The 15,367-nt window shown below is 72.8% G+C and carries 13 protein-coding genes; 9 read left to right on the forward strand and 4 right to left on the reverse strand.

Going from position 1 to position 15,367, the window contains the following annotated elements:
- Positions 1–436 precede the first annotated feature (436 nt).
- Both ETD85_RS50120 and ligD read left to right on the forward strand, forming a co-directional pair.
- Complete coding sequence (locus ETD85_RS50120; protein ID WP_138696927.1) at positions 437–1,186, forward strand: crotonase/enoyl-CoA hydratase family protein; 750 nt, start codon at positions 437–439, stop codon at positions 1,184–1,186.
- 87 nt (positions 1,187–1,273) lie between these two features.
- Complete coding sequence (ligD, locus tag ETD85_RS50125) at positions 1,274–2,482, forward strand: non-homologous end-joining DNA ligase (RefSeq protein ID WP_138696928.1); 1,209 nt, start codon at positions 1,274–1,276, stop codon at positions 2,480–2,482.
- A gap of 352 nt (positions 2,483–2,834) precedes the next feature.
- Here ligD and ETD85_RS50130 read toward each other — a convergent pair whose 3' ends face one another.
- Positions 2,835–4,250, reverse strand: coding sequence for an NAD(P)/FAD-dependent oxidoreductase (locus ETD85_RS50130; protein WP_240779955.1), 1,416 nt, complete (start codon positions 4,248–4,250; stop codon positions 2,835–2,837).
- Between the two features lie 69 nt (positions 4,251–4,319).
- A complete protein-coding gene (locus tag ETD85_RS50135; RefSeq protein WP_138696930.1) occupies positions 4,320–5,210 on the reverse strand; it encodes an SDR family oxidoreductase in 891 nt (296 codons plus the stop codon).
- Positions 5,211–5,298: 88 nt separating this feature from the next.
- Here ETD85_RS50135 and ETD85_RS50140 point away from each other — a divergent pair, with 88 nt between their 5' ends.
- Positions 5,299–7,065, forward strand: coding sequence for a thiamine pyrophosphate-dependent enzyme (locus tag ETD85_RS50140; protein ID WP_138696931.1), 1,767 nt, complete (start codon positions 5,299–5,301; stop codon positions 7,063–7,065).
- A 24-nt stretch (positions 7,066–7,089) separates the two neighbouring features.
- Here the strand turns inward: ETD85_RS50140 and ETD85_RS50145 are convergent, their stop codons facing one another.
- Complete coding sequence (locus ETD85_RS50145; protein ID WP_240779956.1) at positions 7,090–7,812, reverse strand: IclR family transcriptional regulator; 723 nt, start codon at positions 7,810–7,812, stop codon at positions 7,090–7,092.
- A 113-nt stretch (positions 7,813–7,925) separates the two neighbouring features.
- Here ETD85_RS50145 and ETD85_RS50150 point away from each other — a divergent pair, with 113 nt between their 5' ends.
- From ETD85_RS50150 to ETD85_RS50160, 4 genes are read left to right on the forward strand one after another with little or no spacing between them, the layout of a single operon-like run.
- Positions 7,926–9,092: a 4-hydroxybenzoate 3-monooxygenase gene (locus ETD85_RS50150; protein WP_138696933.1), complete on the forward strand. Its 1,167-nt coding sequence runs from the start codon at positions 7,926–7,928 to the stop codon at positions 9,090–9,092.
- A gap of 27 nt (positions 9,093–9,119) precedes the next feature.
- Complete coding sequence (locus tag ETD85_RS65140) at positions 9,120–10,418, forward strand: lyase family protein (protein WP_240779957.1); 1,299 nt, start codon at positions 9,120–9,122, stop codon at positions 10,416–10,418.
- Positions 10,415–11,575 (forward strand): bifunctional 3-oxoadipate enol-lactonase/4-carboxymuconolactone decarboxylase PcaDC, encoded by a 1,161-nt coding sequence (gene pcaDC, locus ETD85_RS65145; RefSeq protein WP_240779958.1) that lies wholly within the window; start codon positions 10,415–10,417, stop codon positions 11,573–11,575. The genes ETD85_RS65140 and pcaDC overlap by 4 nt, the downstream gene beginning before the upstream one ends.
- A gap of 27 nt (positions 11,576–11,602) precedes the next feature.
- A complete protein-coding gene (locus tag ETD85_RS50160; RefSeq protein ID WP_240779959.1) occupies positions 11,603–11,914 on the forward strand; it encodes a DUF6401 family natural product biosynthesis protein in 312 nt (103 codons plus the stop codon).
- A 34-nt stretch (positions 11,915–11,948) separates the two neighbouring features.
- Here ETD85_RS50160 and ETD85_RS50165 read toward each other — a convergent pair whose 3' ends face one another.
- Positions 11,949–12,734, reverse strand: a complete 786-nt coding sequence (locus ETD85_RS50165) for a mechanosensitive ion channel family protein (protein WP_206059379.1) — start codon at positions 12,732–12,734, stop codon at positions 11,949–11,951.
- 212 nt (positions 12,735–12,946) lie between these two features.
- Here ETD85_RS50165 and ETD85_RS63875 point away from each other — a divergent pair, with 212 nt between their 5' ends.
- The gene (locus ETD85_RS63875; protein ID WP_170247279.1) at positions 12,947–13,105 is read left to right on the forward strand and encodes a hypothetical protein; all 159 of its coding nucleotides are present in this window, start codon (positions 12,947–12,949) and stop codon (positions 13,103–13,105) included.
- A gap of 144 nt (positions 13,106–13,249) precedes the next feature.
- Positions 13,250–15,367: AAA family ATPase (locus tag ETD85_RS50170; RefSeq protein WP_170247280.1), on the forward strand; the 2,118-nt coding region annotated here is incomplete at its 3' end.

A 15,367-nucleotide genomic window follows, 5' to 3' on the forward strand; every position in this document is an offset into this window, starting at 1 on the left:
GTTCCCGGGGGAGTTTGGCGGGGGTCGCGGTGCTTCCTGGGGAGTTTGGCGGGGTCGCGGTGCTCTCGGGGGAGTCTGACGGGGAGGTGCTCCTGGGGGATTCGAGCGTCTTGGCGACACCGGCCGGTGCCGGCCCGCGAGCAGGCCGGCGCCGGCCCGCGAGCAGGCCGGCGCCGGGGCCATCGCGGGGCGCCTGCTGTGCCGAGCGGCCGGTGCCCTGCGCCGCCGGGCCATGTCCGGCGGCTGGTTCGCGCGTGACGGGGGCCGTGCCCGGTGACCGGGGGAGGCGGTTGACCGCCCATGGGGCCGGCCGGGTGGCGGGCCTGCCCGATTCGCCACCGGCCGTGCGGGCCGGTCGTTGGCCAGCGACCGGGCGCGGACGTACGCTCGGCACGTTCCCCGAGGAGCATCCGCACGTTTCCCCGAGGAGGGTCGCATGACCGTACGCGTGGAGCGCCAAGGCCCCGTCACCACCGTGGTGATCAGCAGGCCGGAGGCGCGCAACGCCGTCGATCGCAAGACCGCCGACGCGCTGGCGGAGGCGTTCCGTGACTTCGAGGACTCCGACGCCGACGTCGCGGTGTTGTGGGGCGAGGGCGGCACGTTCTGCGCCGGCGCCGACCTCAAGGCGCTCGACAACCACGTCGGCGAGGAGGGCGACGGGCCGATGGGGCCGACCAGGATCCGCCTGGGCAAGCCGGTCATCGCCGCCGTCGCCGGGCACGCCGTCGCGGGCGGCCTGGAGCTGGCGCTCTGGTGCGACCTGCGGGTGGCGGAGGAGGACGCGGTGTTCGGGGTGTTCTGCCGGAGGTGGGGGGTGCCGCTCATCGACGGCGGCACCGTACGGCTGCCCCGGCTCATCGGCTCGTCACGGGCGATGGACATGATCCTCACGGGGCGGCCCGTCGAAGGGCCGGAGGCGTACGCGTGGGGGCTGGCCAACCGGCTCGTCCCCACCGGCACGGCCAGGCAGCAAGCCGAGTCCCTGGCCAGGGAGATCGCCCGATTCCCGCAGACCTGCCTGCGCGGAGACCGGATGTCCCTGCTGGAGCAGGACGGGCTGGAGGAGACGGAGGCGATGCGCAACGAGTTGCGGCACGGGCTGGTCTCGGTGCCCGACGCGTCCGAGGGCGCGGCCCGGTTCGCGGCGGGTGCGGGGCGTCACGGCGACTTCAGCGGCTCGTAGAGGGGTACGCGAGGACGACTCGGAGCGGGGTGGAACGTGCTGGTCGGGCTGCCGGAGGTTGTCGGTGGTGCCGCGTATCGTGACCTTATGCCTGACATCGAGGTCGCCGGGCGCGAGGTGCGCGTCACCAGCCCCGACAAGGTCGTCTTCCCACAGTCCGGTCATACCAAGCTCGACCTGATCCGGTTCTACCAGGCCGTGGGCGAGGGGACGCTGCGCGGCGTCCACGGGCGGCCGATGGTGCTCAAGCGGTTCGTGCACGGCATCGAGCAGGAGGCGTTCTTCCAGAAGCGCGCCCCGTCCAAGCGGCCCGACTGGATCGAGGTGGCCGAGCTCAAATACCGGTCGGGGCTCAGCGCGGAAGAGGTGGTGTGCACCGATCTGGCGCAGTTGGTGTGGGTGGTCAATCTCGGGTGCGTCGATCTCAACCCGCATCCGGTGCGCGCCGACGACCTCGCCAAGCCCGACGAGCTGCGCATCGACCTCGATCCGGTGCCCGGTGTCGAGTGGGCCGACGTGCTGCGGACGGCGCAGGTGGCGCGCGAGGTGCTGGCCGACCATGGGCTGGTCGCGTGGCCCAAGACGTCCGGTTCGCGCGGGTTCCACGTCTACGCCCGGATCGAGCGGCGCTGGCCGTTCGCCAAAGTGCGCAAGGCGGCCGAGACGGTGGCGCGCGAGGTCGAGCGGCGGGCACCCGACCTGGCCACCAGCCGGTGGTGGAAGGAGGAGCGGCACGGGGTGTTCGTGGACTTCAACCAGAACGCCTACGACCGCACGGTGGCCTCCGCCTACTCCGTGCGCGCCGTCCCGGACGCCCGCGTGTCCACGCCGCTGACCTGGGACGAGGTGCCCGGGTGCCGCCCCGAGATTTACACGATCGACACCGTGCCCAAGCGGCTGGCCGATCTCGGCGACCCGTGGGAGGACATGGACCTGCACGCGGGCTCGCTCGACGGGCTGCTTGAGCTGGCCGAGGAGCTGGGGCCCGCGCCCAAGCCGCCCAAGGGCAGCGGGCGCAGGCAGCAGACCATGCCCGTCATCGAGATCGCCAAGGCGGAGCACAAGGACGAGGCGATGGCGGGGTTCGAGCGGTGGAAAGCCCGCCATCCCGCGGTGGCCGAGCGGCTGGAGCCCGCCGATGTGCTGGTGGACGGCATGCGGGGGCGCAGCAGCGTGTGGTATCGCATCCGGGTCAACCTCCAGCACGTCCCGGAAGAGGAACGGCCCGAGCAGGAGCCGCTGGAGGTCGACTACGATCCCTGGCACGGCGCCTCCCCCGGAGGAGCCGCCTTCTGACAGCCCGCCTCCCCGCCGGCTCGCGCTGGGACCCCTGATGGCCTCGACGGCCGCCGATGGCTCCGGATGGTCTCGGCCGTATCTCCGACGGCCGCCGATTGGTCCCGGCGGTCTCCGACGGGTGCTCCGTCCTTCGGCTTCCGGCGGGTCCTCTGACGGGCCCGGGGGTCTCTGGCGGAGGTCCCCGATGGGCTTGATGGTTGCCGATGAGCCCCTTCGGTCTTCGGCGGAACCCCCGATGGCCTCCGAAGGGTCCGGGTGGCCTCCGAAGGGTCCGGTGGGGCTCGGGCGGGCTCCGGCGGGACCCCGAGGGCCCCGGCAGGCCCCTCGGGGGGTGTCCGGGAGGGATTCGCTAGCGGCCCGAGATCAGGTTCGCGAGGCGGGCGTAGGCCGAGGTCGTGGTGCCGCGTTCGTTCTCGTGCCGGTCCGCGGCCCGGAACAGCGCGTAGATGAGCTGCACCCCGGCCCAGCGCAGCGGCTCGGGCTCCCACTGGCGCACCTGCCGCCCCACCCACGGCAGCGCCGTCAGCTCGGTGTCGCGGCGCAGCACCAGGTCCCGCAGCGTGCGCCCGGCCAGGTTCGTCGTGGTGACGCCGCTGCCCACGTAGCCGCCCGCCCAGCCGAGCCCGGTCGCGTGGTCCAGGTGCACGGTCGAGCACCAGTCGCGCGGCACGCCGAGCACGCCGCACCACGCGTGCTGCACCCGCGCGTCGGCCGTGGCGGGGAAGAGCTTGACGAGCATCCGCCACAGCAGCGCGACGGTCTGCCGCTGCGTGGCGCCCCGGCGGTCGGTACGCGAGCCGAACCGGTACGGCACCCCCCGCCCGCCGATCGCGATCCGGTCGTCGGCCGTCCGCTGCGCGTAGATGTAGGCGTGCGCCTGGTCCCCGAGCAGCTCGTTGCCCGTCCAGCCGATGTGCTTCCACACCTCAGGGGGCAGCGGCTCGGTGACGATCATGGAGCTGTTCATCGGCAGCCACTGCCGGTGCTGCCCGGCCAGGCCGGCGGTGAATCCCTCGGTGGCGCGGATGACGTACTCGGCGGAGACCACCCCGCGCGGGGTGAGCGCGGAGGCCCGCCCGCCCTGCCGGGGCCTGATCTCGGTCACCGGCGTGTCCTCGAAGATGTCCACGCCCAGCCGGGCCACGGCGGCGGCCAGGCCGGTGGCGAGCTTGGCGGGCTGGATGCGGGCGCAGTGCGGCGAGTACGCGGCCTCCAGCGTGCCCGCCACCTGCACCCGCTCGCGCTGCTCGTCGCGGTCCAGCAGGCGCAGGTCGTCCTCGCCGTATCCCCAGGTACGCAGGTCGGCCACCTCTTCGCGCAGCCGTTGCCGCTGGGCCGGGTTCGTGGCGACGTGGACCAGCCCGCCCTTGTGGACGTCGGCGTCGATGCCCTCTGCGCGGGTCACCTCGATGACCTCGTCGACCGCGTGGAACATGGCGTGCTGCAGGTCGATCATCGCCTGTCGCCCGCGCGCCTTCGCGTGCCGCTTGCGCGAGCCGGCGAACTCCGCCGACAGCCAGCCGCCGTTGCGCCCCGAGGCGCCGAAGCCGGCGAACTCCTTCTCCAGGATCGCGATCCGCAGGCCAGGGTCGGCCTGCTTGAGGTAGTACGCCGTCCACAGGCCGGTGTAGCCGCCGCCGACGATCGCGACGTCGTACTCGCGCGGCCCGGGCAGCGGGGCGCGCCGCGCGGGCAGGCCGATCTGCCGGTACCAGTACGAGACGCCGCCGTTGGCGAAGTCCTTGGTCAGCGGGATTCGATTCACCGAACACATTTTCATGTGACTGCCACAGCCCCAGCAAGTGGGCGAAGTGTAATGAATGACGGCACCGGACTAGCTTCGTGTCGGGCGTTCGTAGCCCTCGTCGCCTCCGTATACGTGCAGGTCAGGATCCTGCTCCGGCTGGTTGGCCGGGCTGGTGGGCGACGCGGTGTGCTCGGAGGCGAAGTCGTCGGAGAGCGCGGGCGGCGGCGGGAACAGGTAGTCGTGCCAGGTGATCCGGCCCTTCGGGAGGGCGTCGGTGAGGAACTGCCCGGCGCGCTGGACGGCGTACCGGCGGCCGGGGAAGCGGACGGGCAGGCGCGGGCGGCGCAGGTTCCTGGCCCGCAGCCAGGTGCTGACCAGCTCGTCGGTGCCCAGCACCTGCGGCCCGCCGAACTCGACGGCGCCCGCGGGACCGCCGGACAGCAGCTCGGCCGCCCTGGCCGCGACCTCCCCCGTGTGGACCGGCTGCCAGGGCACCGAACGGTCCACCGGCAGCGCGGGAAGCGACGCCAGCTCGCCCAGCCGCCGGTCGAGCCACTCGTGGAAGGGGGTGGCGCGCAGGACGGTCCAGCCGAGGCCGCTCCCGGCGACCAGGCTCTCGGCCTCCCGCTTGTACCTGAGGTAGGCGGTGGCGGCGCTGCCGGTCCCGACGACCGAGGTGAACAGCAGGTGCGGGACCTGCGCTTCGCGGGCCGCGGCGATCAGCATGCGCGTTCCCGGCACGTCCACCGCGCCGCGGCCCTTGCGGCCGCTCGTGGCGAGGTGCGCGACGGCGTCGACCCCCCGCACGGCGTCCGCGATCCCGGCGTCGGAGATGAGGTCGCCCCAGACCCACTCGACGTTCCCGCGGCTCTCCCGCTTGGCGCGGCTCAGCGCCCGCACCTGATGACCGGCTTTGACCAGAGCGGGCAGCAGGGCGCTGCCCAAGGTCCCCGTGGCTCCCGTGACCAGAATGCGCATGTCGGGTCCATACCCGTGAATTCCCGGAAATGACTAATGAATCTCGCACCGGCGTCTGTGCCCGGCAGAGCGGGGTAGGGCGCGTCATATGGCTCGAATCGCAGCGGAATCCCTGATCGAGCGCCTCGCGGAGTGGGGCGTGGACACCGTCTTCGGCATGCCGGGCGACGGCATCAACGGCATCATGGAGGGGCTCAGGCGCCACCGTGACCGGGTGCGTTTCGTCCTCGTCCACCACGAGGAGGCCGCGGCGTTCATGGCCACCGGCTACGCCAAGGCGACCGGGCGGATCGGCGTGTGCCTGGCCACGTCGGGGCCGGGCGGGATCCACCTGCTCAACGGGCTCTACGACGCCAAGCTCGACCACGTCCCCGTGCTGGCGATCACGGGCATGCAGGAGACCTCGGTGCTGGGCACGGCGTACCAGCAGGAGGTCCACCTGGACAAGCTGTTCGCCGACGTGGCCGAGTACAACATGATGATCACGAACCCGGCGCAGCTCCCCGCGCTGGCGGACCTGGCGATCAGGACCGCCTACGCGCGGCGCGGGGTGGCCCATCTGACGCTGCCGAACGACATCCAGGTGGCCGAGGCGGGGGAGGAGCCGTACAAGAGCGTGGCCCCGGTACGCCCGCCGCAGACGGCCCCCATCTACCTGCAGCCGTCCGGCCTGCCGCGGCAGGAGGACCTCGAATGGGCGGCCGAGGTGCTCAACCACGCCGAGCGCCCGGCCATGCTGGTCGGCCAGGGAGCGCTGCACGCCCGGCAGGAGGTGCTGGCCGTGGCCGAGGCGCTCGGGGCGCCCGTGGTCAAGACGCTGCCCGGCAAGGCGGTCATCCCGGACGACTCGCCGTACACGACCGGCGGGATCGGGCTGCTCGGCACGCGGCCGAGCGAGGAGCTGATGGAGGACGCCGACGTGTTGTTCATGGTCGGCACGAACTTCCCCTACTCCAAGTTCCTGCCCGAGCCGGGCAAGGTGCGGGTGGTGCAGTTCGAAGCCGACCCGACCAGGGCGGGGGCGCGGATCGCGACCGACGTGCCGGTGGTGTGCGACGCGAAGGAGGGGCTGGCGGCGCTGCTGCCGCTGCTGGCTCCGCGGGACGGGAACGCTCATCTGGCGAAATATCAGAAGATGATGGCCAAGTGGCGGAGCGACATGGACTCTCTGGAGAACCCGGACAGAGACCCCATAGCCCCGCAGTACGTCATGTCCGTCCTGGACGGGCTGGCGACCGACGACGCCATCCTGGCCTGCGACAGCGGCACCATCGCGACCTGGGCGGCCAGGCACTGGACGATCAGGGGCGAGCGCGAGTTCTACCTGTCGGGCACGCTGGCCTCGATGGCTCCGGGGCTGCCGTACGCCATCGCCATGCAGCACGCCTTCCCCGAACGCCAGGTCATCGCCTACGTCGGCGACGGCGGCTTCGCGATGCTCATGGCCGAGTTCCTCACCGCGGCCCAGCAGCGGCTGCCGGTCAAGGTGGTCATCAACAACAACAACTCGCTGGGCCAGATCCTGTGGGAGCAGATGGTGCTCGGCTATCCGGAGCACGGCGTGCGCTACGCCCAGCCGGAGGCCGACTTCTCGACCTGGGCCAGGGCCTGCGGCGGGTTCGGGGCGAAGGTCACCAAGTCCGGCGACGTGGCTCCGGCGATCAGGCAGGCCCTCGCCCACGACGGCCCGGCGCTGGTGGACGTGGACGTGAACCCGAACGAGCCGCCCATGCCCGGCAAGGTCTCCTACGAGCAGGCCAAGAGCTTCGCCCAGGCGTTCCTCAAAGGGCAGCCGCACAAGGCCGCGATCGCGACCACGCTGTTCAAGGACCGCATCCAGAAGTTCACGGACTGAGCCGCTCAGGTGCGCCCGGCCCGCTCACGTATGCGCAGCGCACGCCCTGGCGATGCCGGCGGCGGCGCTGAGCAGCGGCTCGACCAGCCGTGGCAGCTCGCGGGCGCGGCGGGAGGACACGACCAGGCCCAGCGCCGCCACCGGCCGCCCGCCGACCAGGACCGGCGCCGCCGCCGAGCACGTGCCCAGCGTCATCTCCTCGTACGTCAGCGCGTACCCCTGGGTCCGCACCCCCGCCAGCTCCCTGGCCAGCCGCCCCGGCTCGGTGATCGTGTGCGAGGTCGGGCGTTCGAGCTTGCGCGCCAGGTACGACTTGACGAACCAGTCGGGCTCGTACGCCAGCAGCGCCTTGCCCACGCCCGTCGGGTGCATCGGCAGCCGCCCGCCGGTCCTGGAGACGATCGGCACCGCCCGACGGCCGTACACCTTGTCCACGTACAGGACCTCGAGCCCGTCGCGGACCGCCAGATGGACGTTCTCGCGCGTGTTGACGAACAGCTCCTGCAGCCACGGATGCGCCAGCTCGCCCAGCCGGCCCGGCGCGAGCTGGCCCAGCTCCCACAGCCGCAGCCCGACCCGCAGCCGCCCGTCGGGGCCGCGGCTCAGCGCCTGCCACTCCTCCAGCTCGCCGACCAGCCGATGCGCCGTGCTCAGGGGTACGCCGCTGCGCCTGGCCAGCTCGGTCAGGGTGAGCTGCGGATGAGCCGCGTCGAACGCCCCCAGAAGGGCCAGCACTTTGGACGTCACCGATCGTCCTGCGTCGCGGGATCCGCCTGCCATGGGGTAATCCTGCACGATTCTTCCGCTGAGTGGAAGGGACCTCTCGGCTGACACCCGGTCAAGGCAGGATGCTTTCCGACATGCGAACTCAGGTTGGGATCATCGGGGCAGGCCCCGCGGGACTACTTCTGTCCCATCTGCTCCACTTGCGTGGCATCTCCTCCGTGGTCCTGGAGAAGCGCAGCCGCGACTACGTCGAGCGGCGGGTGCGGGCCGGGGTGCTGGAACAGGGCACGGTCGACACCCTCGTCGAGGCGGGCGTGGGGGAGCGGATGCTCCGCGAGGGGCTCCCGCACCACGGCATCGAGCTCAGGTACGGCGGCGCGGGCCACCGCATCCCGTTCGAGAAGCTCGTCCCCGGCCGGGCGATCACCGTGTACGGCCAGCAGGAAGTGGTCAAGGACCTGATCGCGGCCAGGCTCGCGGCGGGCGGCGACGTGCGCTTCGAGGTCGAGGACGTGGCGGTGCACGGGCTCGACCCGGCGTCCGGCTCCGGGCCCTATTTGACGTTCGGCGGCGAGCGGCTCGACTGCGACGTGATCGCCGGCTGCGACGGCTTCCACGGCGTGTCCAGGCCGTCCATCCCGGAGGGCGTCCTGAGCATTTTCGAGCGGGAATATCCCTTCGCCTGGCTGGGCATCCTGGCCAAGGTGGCGCCGTCGTCGGAAGAGCTCATCTACACCAGGACCGAGCGCGGCTTCGCGCTGCACAGCATGCGCTCGCCCACGGTCAGCCGCTTCTACCTGCAAGTCCCCGCGGACGCGCGGGAGGAGGACTGGCCGGACGAGCGGATCTGGGCCGAGCTGAAGGTCCGGTTGGAGAGCGTCCCCGGCTTCACGCTGGCCACCGGCGAGATCATGGAGAAGGGCGTCACGCCGATGCGGGCGTTCGTCACCGAGCCCATGCAGTACGGCCGCCTCTACCTGGCCGGCGACGCCGCCCACATCGTGCCGCCGACCGGGGCGAAAGGGCTCAACCTGGCCGTGGCCGACGTCCGCGTCCTCACGGAGGCGCTGGCCGCGTATTTTGCGGACGGCTCGACCGCGCTGCTCGACGGCTACTCCGAGGCGTGTCTCAAGCGGGTGTGGCGGGCGCAGCACTTCTCGTGGTGGATGACGACGCTGCTGCACACGTTCGAGGACGACGACCCGTACGCGCGCCGGCTGCAACTGTCGTACCTGGACTACGTGACCTCCTCGGAGGCGGCGGCGACCACCCTGGCGGAGAACTACGTTGGACTTCCATGAGGAATCGGGCAAAGGAGACGGGCTGCAGTGAGCTCTGACGGCGCGGGACCGGGCGGCCCAGCCTCCGGCGGCGGGCTGCTCGCGCCCGTATGGGCCGGCACCAGGGCGGAGGCGGTCACTGCGGACGCGGCGTGGCTGCGGGCCATGCTGGAGGCGGAGGCGGCGCTGGCCCGCGCGCAGGCCCGCCTCGGGCTGATCCCGTCCGAGGCCGCCGCGGCCATCGACAGGGCGGCCGCCACGCTCGTCATCGACCCGGCCGGCCTGGCCAAGCGGGCCAGGCAGTCGGCCAACCCCGTCGTGCCCCTGGTGTCGGACCTGCGGCAGGCGGTGCCGGGCGCGGCCGCGTTCGTCCACCGCGGGGCGACCAGCCAGGACATCCTGGACAGCGCCGCCATGCTCGTCGCCACCCGGGCGGTACGCGGGATCGTGAGCGATCTGAGCGGGATCATGCGGGATCTGGGCACGCTGGCCGAGCGGCACCGGGACACCGTGATGGCCGCCCGGACGCTGGGGCAGCAGGCGGTGCCGACCACGTTCGGGCTGAAGGCGGCCGGCTGGCTGGCCGGCCTCATGCACGCCCGCGTCAGGCTGCGCGAGCTGCGCCTGCCCGCCCAGCTCGGCGGCGCGGCGGGCACGCTCGCGGCCTTCACCGAGCTGGCCGCGAGCCACGCCTCCGGCGGGCAGGCCCTGGCGCTGGACCTGGTCGAGCTGTTCGCCGAGGAGATCGGGCTGGCCGCGCCGCCCGCGCCGTGGCACGCGGAGCGCTCGCCGGTCACCGAGCTGGGCGCCGCGCTCGTCGGCACGGCCCGCGCGCTCGGCAAGCCGGCCGTCGACATCATCCTCATGGCACAGACCGAGGTCGGAGAGGTCGCCGAGTCGTCATCCGGCGGTTCGTCGGCCATGCCGCAGAAGCGCAACCCCGCCCTGTCCGTCCTGGTCCGCTCGGCGTCGTTCCAGGTGCCCGCGTACGCGCAGGTGCTCGGGCAGGTCGGCGAGCACGAGCGGGCCGCCGGGGCGTGGCAGGCGGAGTGGCTGCCCCTGCGCGAGGCGCTGCGCCTCACCGGCGGCGCCGCCGAGACCGCCGCCGAGCTGGTGGCCGGGCTGCGGGTCTTCCCGGAGCGGATGCGCGCCAACGCCGAGCTGACCGGCGGCCGCCTGGTCGCCGAGCGCCTCTCGGCCCACCTCGGACCCGACGAGCTCAAGCGGATCCTGGCCGCGGAGGGCCCGCCGCAGGTCGCCGCCGAGCTGCTCGATCCAGGGGCGTATCTGGGCGCGGCTCCGGATCTCGTCGATCGCATTCTCGCCACCTACAGGGAGCAACCGTGAAACTGCACCATCGCGTCGACGGCCCCGCCGGCGCGCCGCTGCTCGTGCTCGGGCCCTCGCTCGGCACCACGATGGAAGTCTGGCAGCCCCAGCTCCCCGCGCTCGTGGACTCCTGGCGGGTGCTCAGGTACGACCTGCCCGGCCATGGCGGCTCCGCTCCCGTGGCGGCCGGCTTCACCATCGACGACCTGGCCCGCGCGGTGCTGGACCTCGTACAGACCGAGGAGTTCGCGGTCGGCGGGATCTCGCTCGGCGGCGCGATCGCGACCACCATCGCCACCCGCGCCCGGCACCGGGTCCGCAAGCTGGTGCTGTGCTGCACGTCGGCCAAGTTCGGCGAGCCCGGCCCCTGGCTCGGGCGGGCCGCGCTGGTCCGCGGGAAGGGTGTGGGCGCGCTGGTGCCGACGCTCAAGGCGCGCTGGTTCACGCCCGACTTCGACGGCCAGTGGGTGATGGACATGCTCGCGGAGGTGGACGCCAAGTCGTACGCCGCCTGCTGCGAGGCCATCGCCGCCTTCGACCTGACCAGGCGGCTGGCCGAGATCACCGCGCCGACGCTGGTCATCGCGGGCTCCGAGGATCCGGCCACGCCGCTGGACCAGGCGCTCACGCTGGCGAACAGCATCCCGGGAGCGTTCCTCACGGTGGTGCCCAGGGCCTCGCACCTGGCGAACGTCGAACGCGCCGACGCCGTGACCACCGCCATGGTCGGCCATCTCTCGGGGGAGCACCGCGCGGACCCCGGCGGCTCCGGCGGGCCCGAGGCGCCGGAGCCCGCGGACGGCCGGGCGGCCGGGATGCGCACCAGGCGTGAAGTGCTCGGGGACGCCCACGTCGACCGGGCGATCGCCGCCACCACCGACTTCACCCGCGACTTCCAGGACTTCATCACCCGCTACGCCTGGGACGAGATCTGGAACCGGCCCGGCCTGGACCGCCGCACGCGAAGCTGCGTCACGCTCACCGCGCTCGTGGCCAGAGGGCACATGGACGAGCTGGCCATGCACGTCAGGGCGGCCTTACGGAACGGCCTCACCCGGGAGGAGATCAAGGAGGTGCTGCTCCAGACGGCCGTCTACTGCGGGGTCCCGGCCGCCAACGCCGCCTTCGCGGTGGCCAGGCGCACCCTCGCCGACATCGACGCCGAGGGTGGCTGACCAGGGACGATGCCTTAAGGTTGGCTGGTGGTTTTCGAGGAGGGCTGGGCGGTTTCGCCCCTGCGGTGGCTCATGAACACGCTGGGCGACGCCCAGCTCGCCAGAATGAGCGGCGATCCCGGGCTGGTCGCCGCGGTGGACCAGCACGCGGCCGAGCTGCGTGACGCGATCCCGCTGGACCGCGAGACGCTCGGCGACTACCTCCTGGGCTTCCTCGACGAGCTGCGGCACCGCGGCTGGATCTTCAGTGGCGAGCCCGACGCCCCCGCGCTGCGGCTGACGGCCGTCTGCTGGCTGGCCCGCGAGCTGGGCTTGCTCGAAGACGGCCGGCCCGCCTGACCCGAGACCCGCGGATTCCGGCCCTGCCCCTGGATCAGTCGGGAGGCAGGTCGGAACGGGTGGGCCCGCTCGGCATCGTGTGGATGCGCTTCTCCTCCCCGGTCATCGACCGGGCGTCCTCCCGCCCTCGCTGGTACGCCTCCGCATGCGCCCTGGCCTGCGGAGCCTCCTGCTCGATCCGGCTCAGCCAGCGCTCCCAGCGCTGCTGCATCGGACGCACAAGACCGCCGCCGAAGCCGATGGCCATGATCGCCCCGATGGTGGCGAGGAACGCGATCAGCACCGGAGTCGTGACGGTGGTGGCCACGCCGATCTGGTTGAGCGCCGCGATGATGCCCAGCGCCCAGATGAACACCGACACGGCGGTCGCCAGCCAGCGGCCGTAGGACAGCCCGCCGAGCATTCCGCCGACGATGTCGCTGACGGCCCTGGCCACGGCGCCGGCCACCACGATGATCACGATGGCGACCACGGCCTTCGGCAGCCAGGCCACGACGCCGGTCAGCAGCGCCGAGATCGGGTTCGGCCCGAAGACGCTGAAGGCTATCTGCAGGGTGATCAGCAGGATCGCATAGAAGACGAGCTTGGCCAGCAAGGTGCTGGCGTCGTACTTGCTGTGTTCCAGCCAGCGCCGCACGCCGCTGCGCTCCACCGCGCGGTCGAAGCCGACCCGTTCGAGCACCTTGTCGACGATCTTCGCCAGCGCCTTGGCCACGATCCAGCCGATGACGAGCACGACCAGGAACGCGACCAGCTTCGGAACGAACGTCGCTATCTGTCGCCAGGCGTCAGTTATGCCCTGGCCTAGGTTGATGTCCACGGTTTCCTCCTCCGAGGAGCCAATGCAACCGCGCTACCCGCTCCGCAACGCTCTATGCACACAGAGCCACCAAAAACTACGCACAAGACGACATATCGCCCAGATGGCTGACTTCTCCCCGGCCGGCTCTGCAACGGATGCGCAATCCCCGGCTGGCAGCATTCTGAGCACGGGAAAGCTGGATGCCGGCTGGGGAAGGGACGAGCAAGACGATGGCCAAACTGACCGTTGAACTGGCCGAACGGATCGTGGCGGGCTGGCGCGGGAGCCTCCAGCGCGCCGAGGGCCCGGCCGGCCGGGCGGGACCGCCCGGTGGCGAGCACGCCGAGCCCGATCCCACGGCGGAGGCGATCGTCGCCGCACTGGGGTGACCGCCACGCCACGCGGGCGCGTCTCGTACGCGCTCGCACGGGCCCAGCGCGGCGGCCTGCCGATCGGGCGTCTCATGAGCGCCGGTCATCGCACCGGCAAAAGTACGTGGAAGCGCGCATCGCGGATGATGTTCCATCGGGGGCATGACTCTGGCGGGCAACGACGCGTCTGCGGCCACCGTCACCAGATTCGTCGGCCGCGAGCGCGAGCTGCGCGAGGTGGCCCAGGTCGTCACCGAGGCGGCGGCCGGCGCGAGCCGTCTCGTCGTGGTCACCGGAGAGGCGGGCATCGGCAAGACGACCTTCTGCCGGCGCATCGCCGCCATGGCCGCGGACGACGGCTGGCGGGTGGCCATGAGCTGCTGCTGGCCCGGCACCGACGCCCCGCCCCTGTGGCCGTGGCCCGAGATCCTGCGACTCCTGGACGGCCCGAGCGCCGACGACCTGCTGCTGTCGGAGCGGTTCTCCGGGTTCACCGCCGTCGCGCAGGCCCTGCGCAGGAGCGGCGCCCCCGCGCTGATCGTGCTCGACGACGCGCACGCCGCCGACTCCGGCACGCTGCTGCTGGCCAGGTTCCTGGCCCGCGCGCTGCCCGCGACCCCGCTGGTGCTGATCCTGGCCTGCCGCGACGACGTCGGGCTGCTCGACGAGGCCGCCCTGGTCGTACGGCTCGGGCCGTTCACCGTGACGGAGACGGCGGCGTTCCTCGATCTGCACGCCCACGAGCGGCTCAAAGCCGGGCTGCTGGAGACCCTGCACCGGATCACCCGGGGCAACCCGCTGTTCCTGCGCAGGGTCAGCGCCTTCGGACCGCCTGACGAGGTCGTCGCCCCTGGCGGCGTGCGCGCGGCCGTACGCCAGGTGGCTGAGGGGCTGGGCGGCGCGGCGCTGCGGCTGCTCGGCGGCGCGGCCCTGCTCGGCAGGTCCGCGGTGGCCGGCGACGCGGCCGCGGCGGCCGGCCTGCCTGCGGCCGAGGCGTGGGACCTGCTGGCTCCCGCCCAGGACGCCGGGCTGATCAAGCTCGCCGCGTCCGGCCGGCTGGAGTTCACCCACGACCTGGTACGCGAGGCGCTGCTCGACACCCTGCCCGTCACCGAACGCATGAGCGTCCACGCCCGCATGGCCGACCTGCTGGAACGGAGGCGGGCAGCCGACCCGGCGAGCCTGGCCGCGTACGCGCACCACGCGGCGGGCGCGGCGCCGCGCTCCCGGGAGGACGCGGCCCGCGCCGTGGCGGCCTGCCGGGCGGCCGCGGCGGCGCTGCTGCGCGGCCTGTCCTACGAACGGGCGGCCGACCTGCTGGAGAGCGCCGTGTCGATCAGGGCGCAGGCACGGGTGCCTGGGCCGGTTGCGCCCTTGCTGGTGGAACGGGCGGAGGCCGTGCTCCTGTGCGGGCGGCTGCGCGACGCGCGCACGATGTTCGACGAGGCCGCGGCGGCCGCCACCCGGGAAGGCGACGTGGACCGCCTGGCCAGGGCCGCGATCGGGCTCGGCGGGATCTGGGTGGACGAGCACCGCACCCGCATCGAGTGGGAACGGGTGACCGGCATCCAGCGCCGCGCCCTGGCCGCGCTGCCCGTCTCGGAGCCCTGCCTGCGGGCCCGGCTGAGCGTGCGGCTGGCCGCCGAGGAGGTCTACCAGGGGGCGCCGGTCGAGCCGGTGTTCGCCGCGCTGGAGCAGGCCAGGCGGACCGGCGACGGCGAGGTACTGGCCGAGGCGCTGTCGCTGTGCCACCACGCGCTGCTCACCCCCGGGTACGCCCGCTCCCGGCTGCCGCTCGCCGAGGAGCTGATCAAGGTGGCGGCGGGGGCGGGCAAGGGCATGCTCGCCCTCATGGGGCTGTGCTGGCGGACCGTGGACCTGTTCCTGCTCGGCGACCCCCGCGCCGAACGCTCGCTGGCCGAGCTGCGCGAACGCGCCGAGTTCCTCACCTGCAAGACCATCGGCTACATCGTCGAGGCCATCGACGTCATGCTGCTGATCCGGGCGGGCCGGCTCGACGACGCCGAGGCCAGGGCCACGACCTGCTACCAGCTCGGCGAGCAGGTGGGGGACGCCGACGCGCTCGGCTACCTCGGCGCGCACCTGGCGGCGATCCGGTGGGCGCAGGGGCGGGAGAGCGAGGTGCTGGACATGGTCTCGGTCGTGGCGACCTCGCCGACGCTGGTGCCGGCCGAGTTCGCCTTCCGCGCCACCGTGGCCTGCTTCACGGCCGCCGCCGGCCGCCACGACGAGGCCCGTACGCTCCTGACCCGCCTCACC

Source organism: Nonomuraea zeae (assembly GCF_005889725.1).
Taxonomy (GTDB): domain Bacteria; phylum Actinomycetota; class Actinomycetes; order Streptosporangiales; family Streptosporangiaceae; genus Nonomuraea; species Nonomuraea zeae.

Coding starts and splice junctions, on each gene's coding strand:
- ETD85_RS63875 (WP_170247279.1), top strand. CDS start 12,947: ATGGCCAAACTGACCGTTGAACTGGCCGAACGGATCGTGGCGGGCTGG.
- ETD85_RS50120 (WP_138696927.1), top strand. CDS start 437: ATGACCGTACGCGTGGAGCGCCAAGGCCCCGTCACCACCGTGGTGATC.
- ETD85_RS50140 (WP_138696931.1), top strand. CDS start 5,299: ATGGCTCGAATCGCAGCGGAATCCCTGATCGAGCGCCTCGCGGAGTGG.
- ligD (WP_138696928.1), top strand. CDS start 1,274: ATGCCTGACATCGAGGTCGCCGGGCGCGAGGTGCGCGTCACCAGCCCC.
- ETD85_RS50135 (WP_138696930.1), bottom strand. CDS start 5,210: ATGCGCATTCTGGTCACGGGAGCCACGGGGACCTTGGGCAGCGCCCTG.
- ETD85_RS50150 (WP_138696933.1), top strand. CDS start 7,926: ATGCGAACTCAGGTTGGGATCATCGGGGCAGGCCCCGCGGGACTACTT.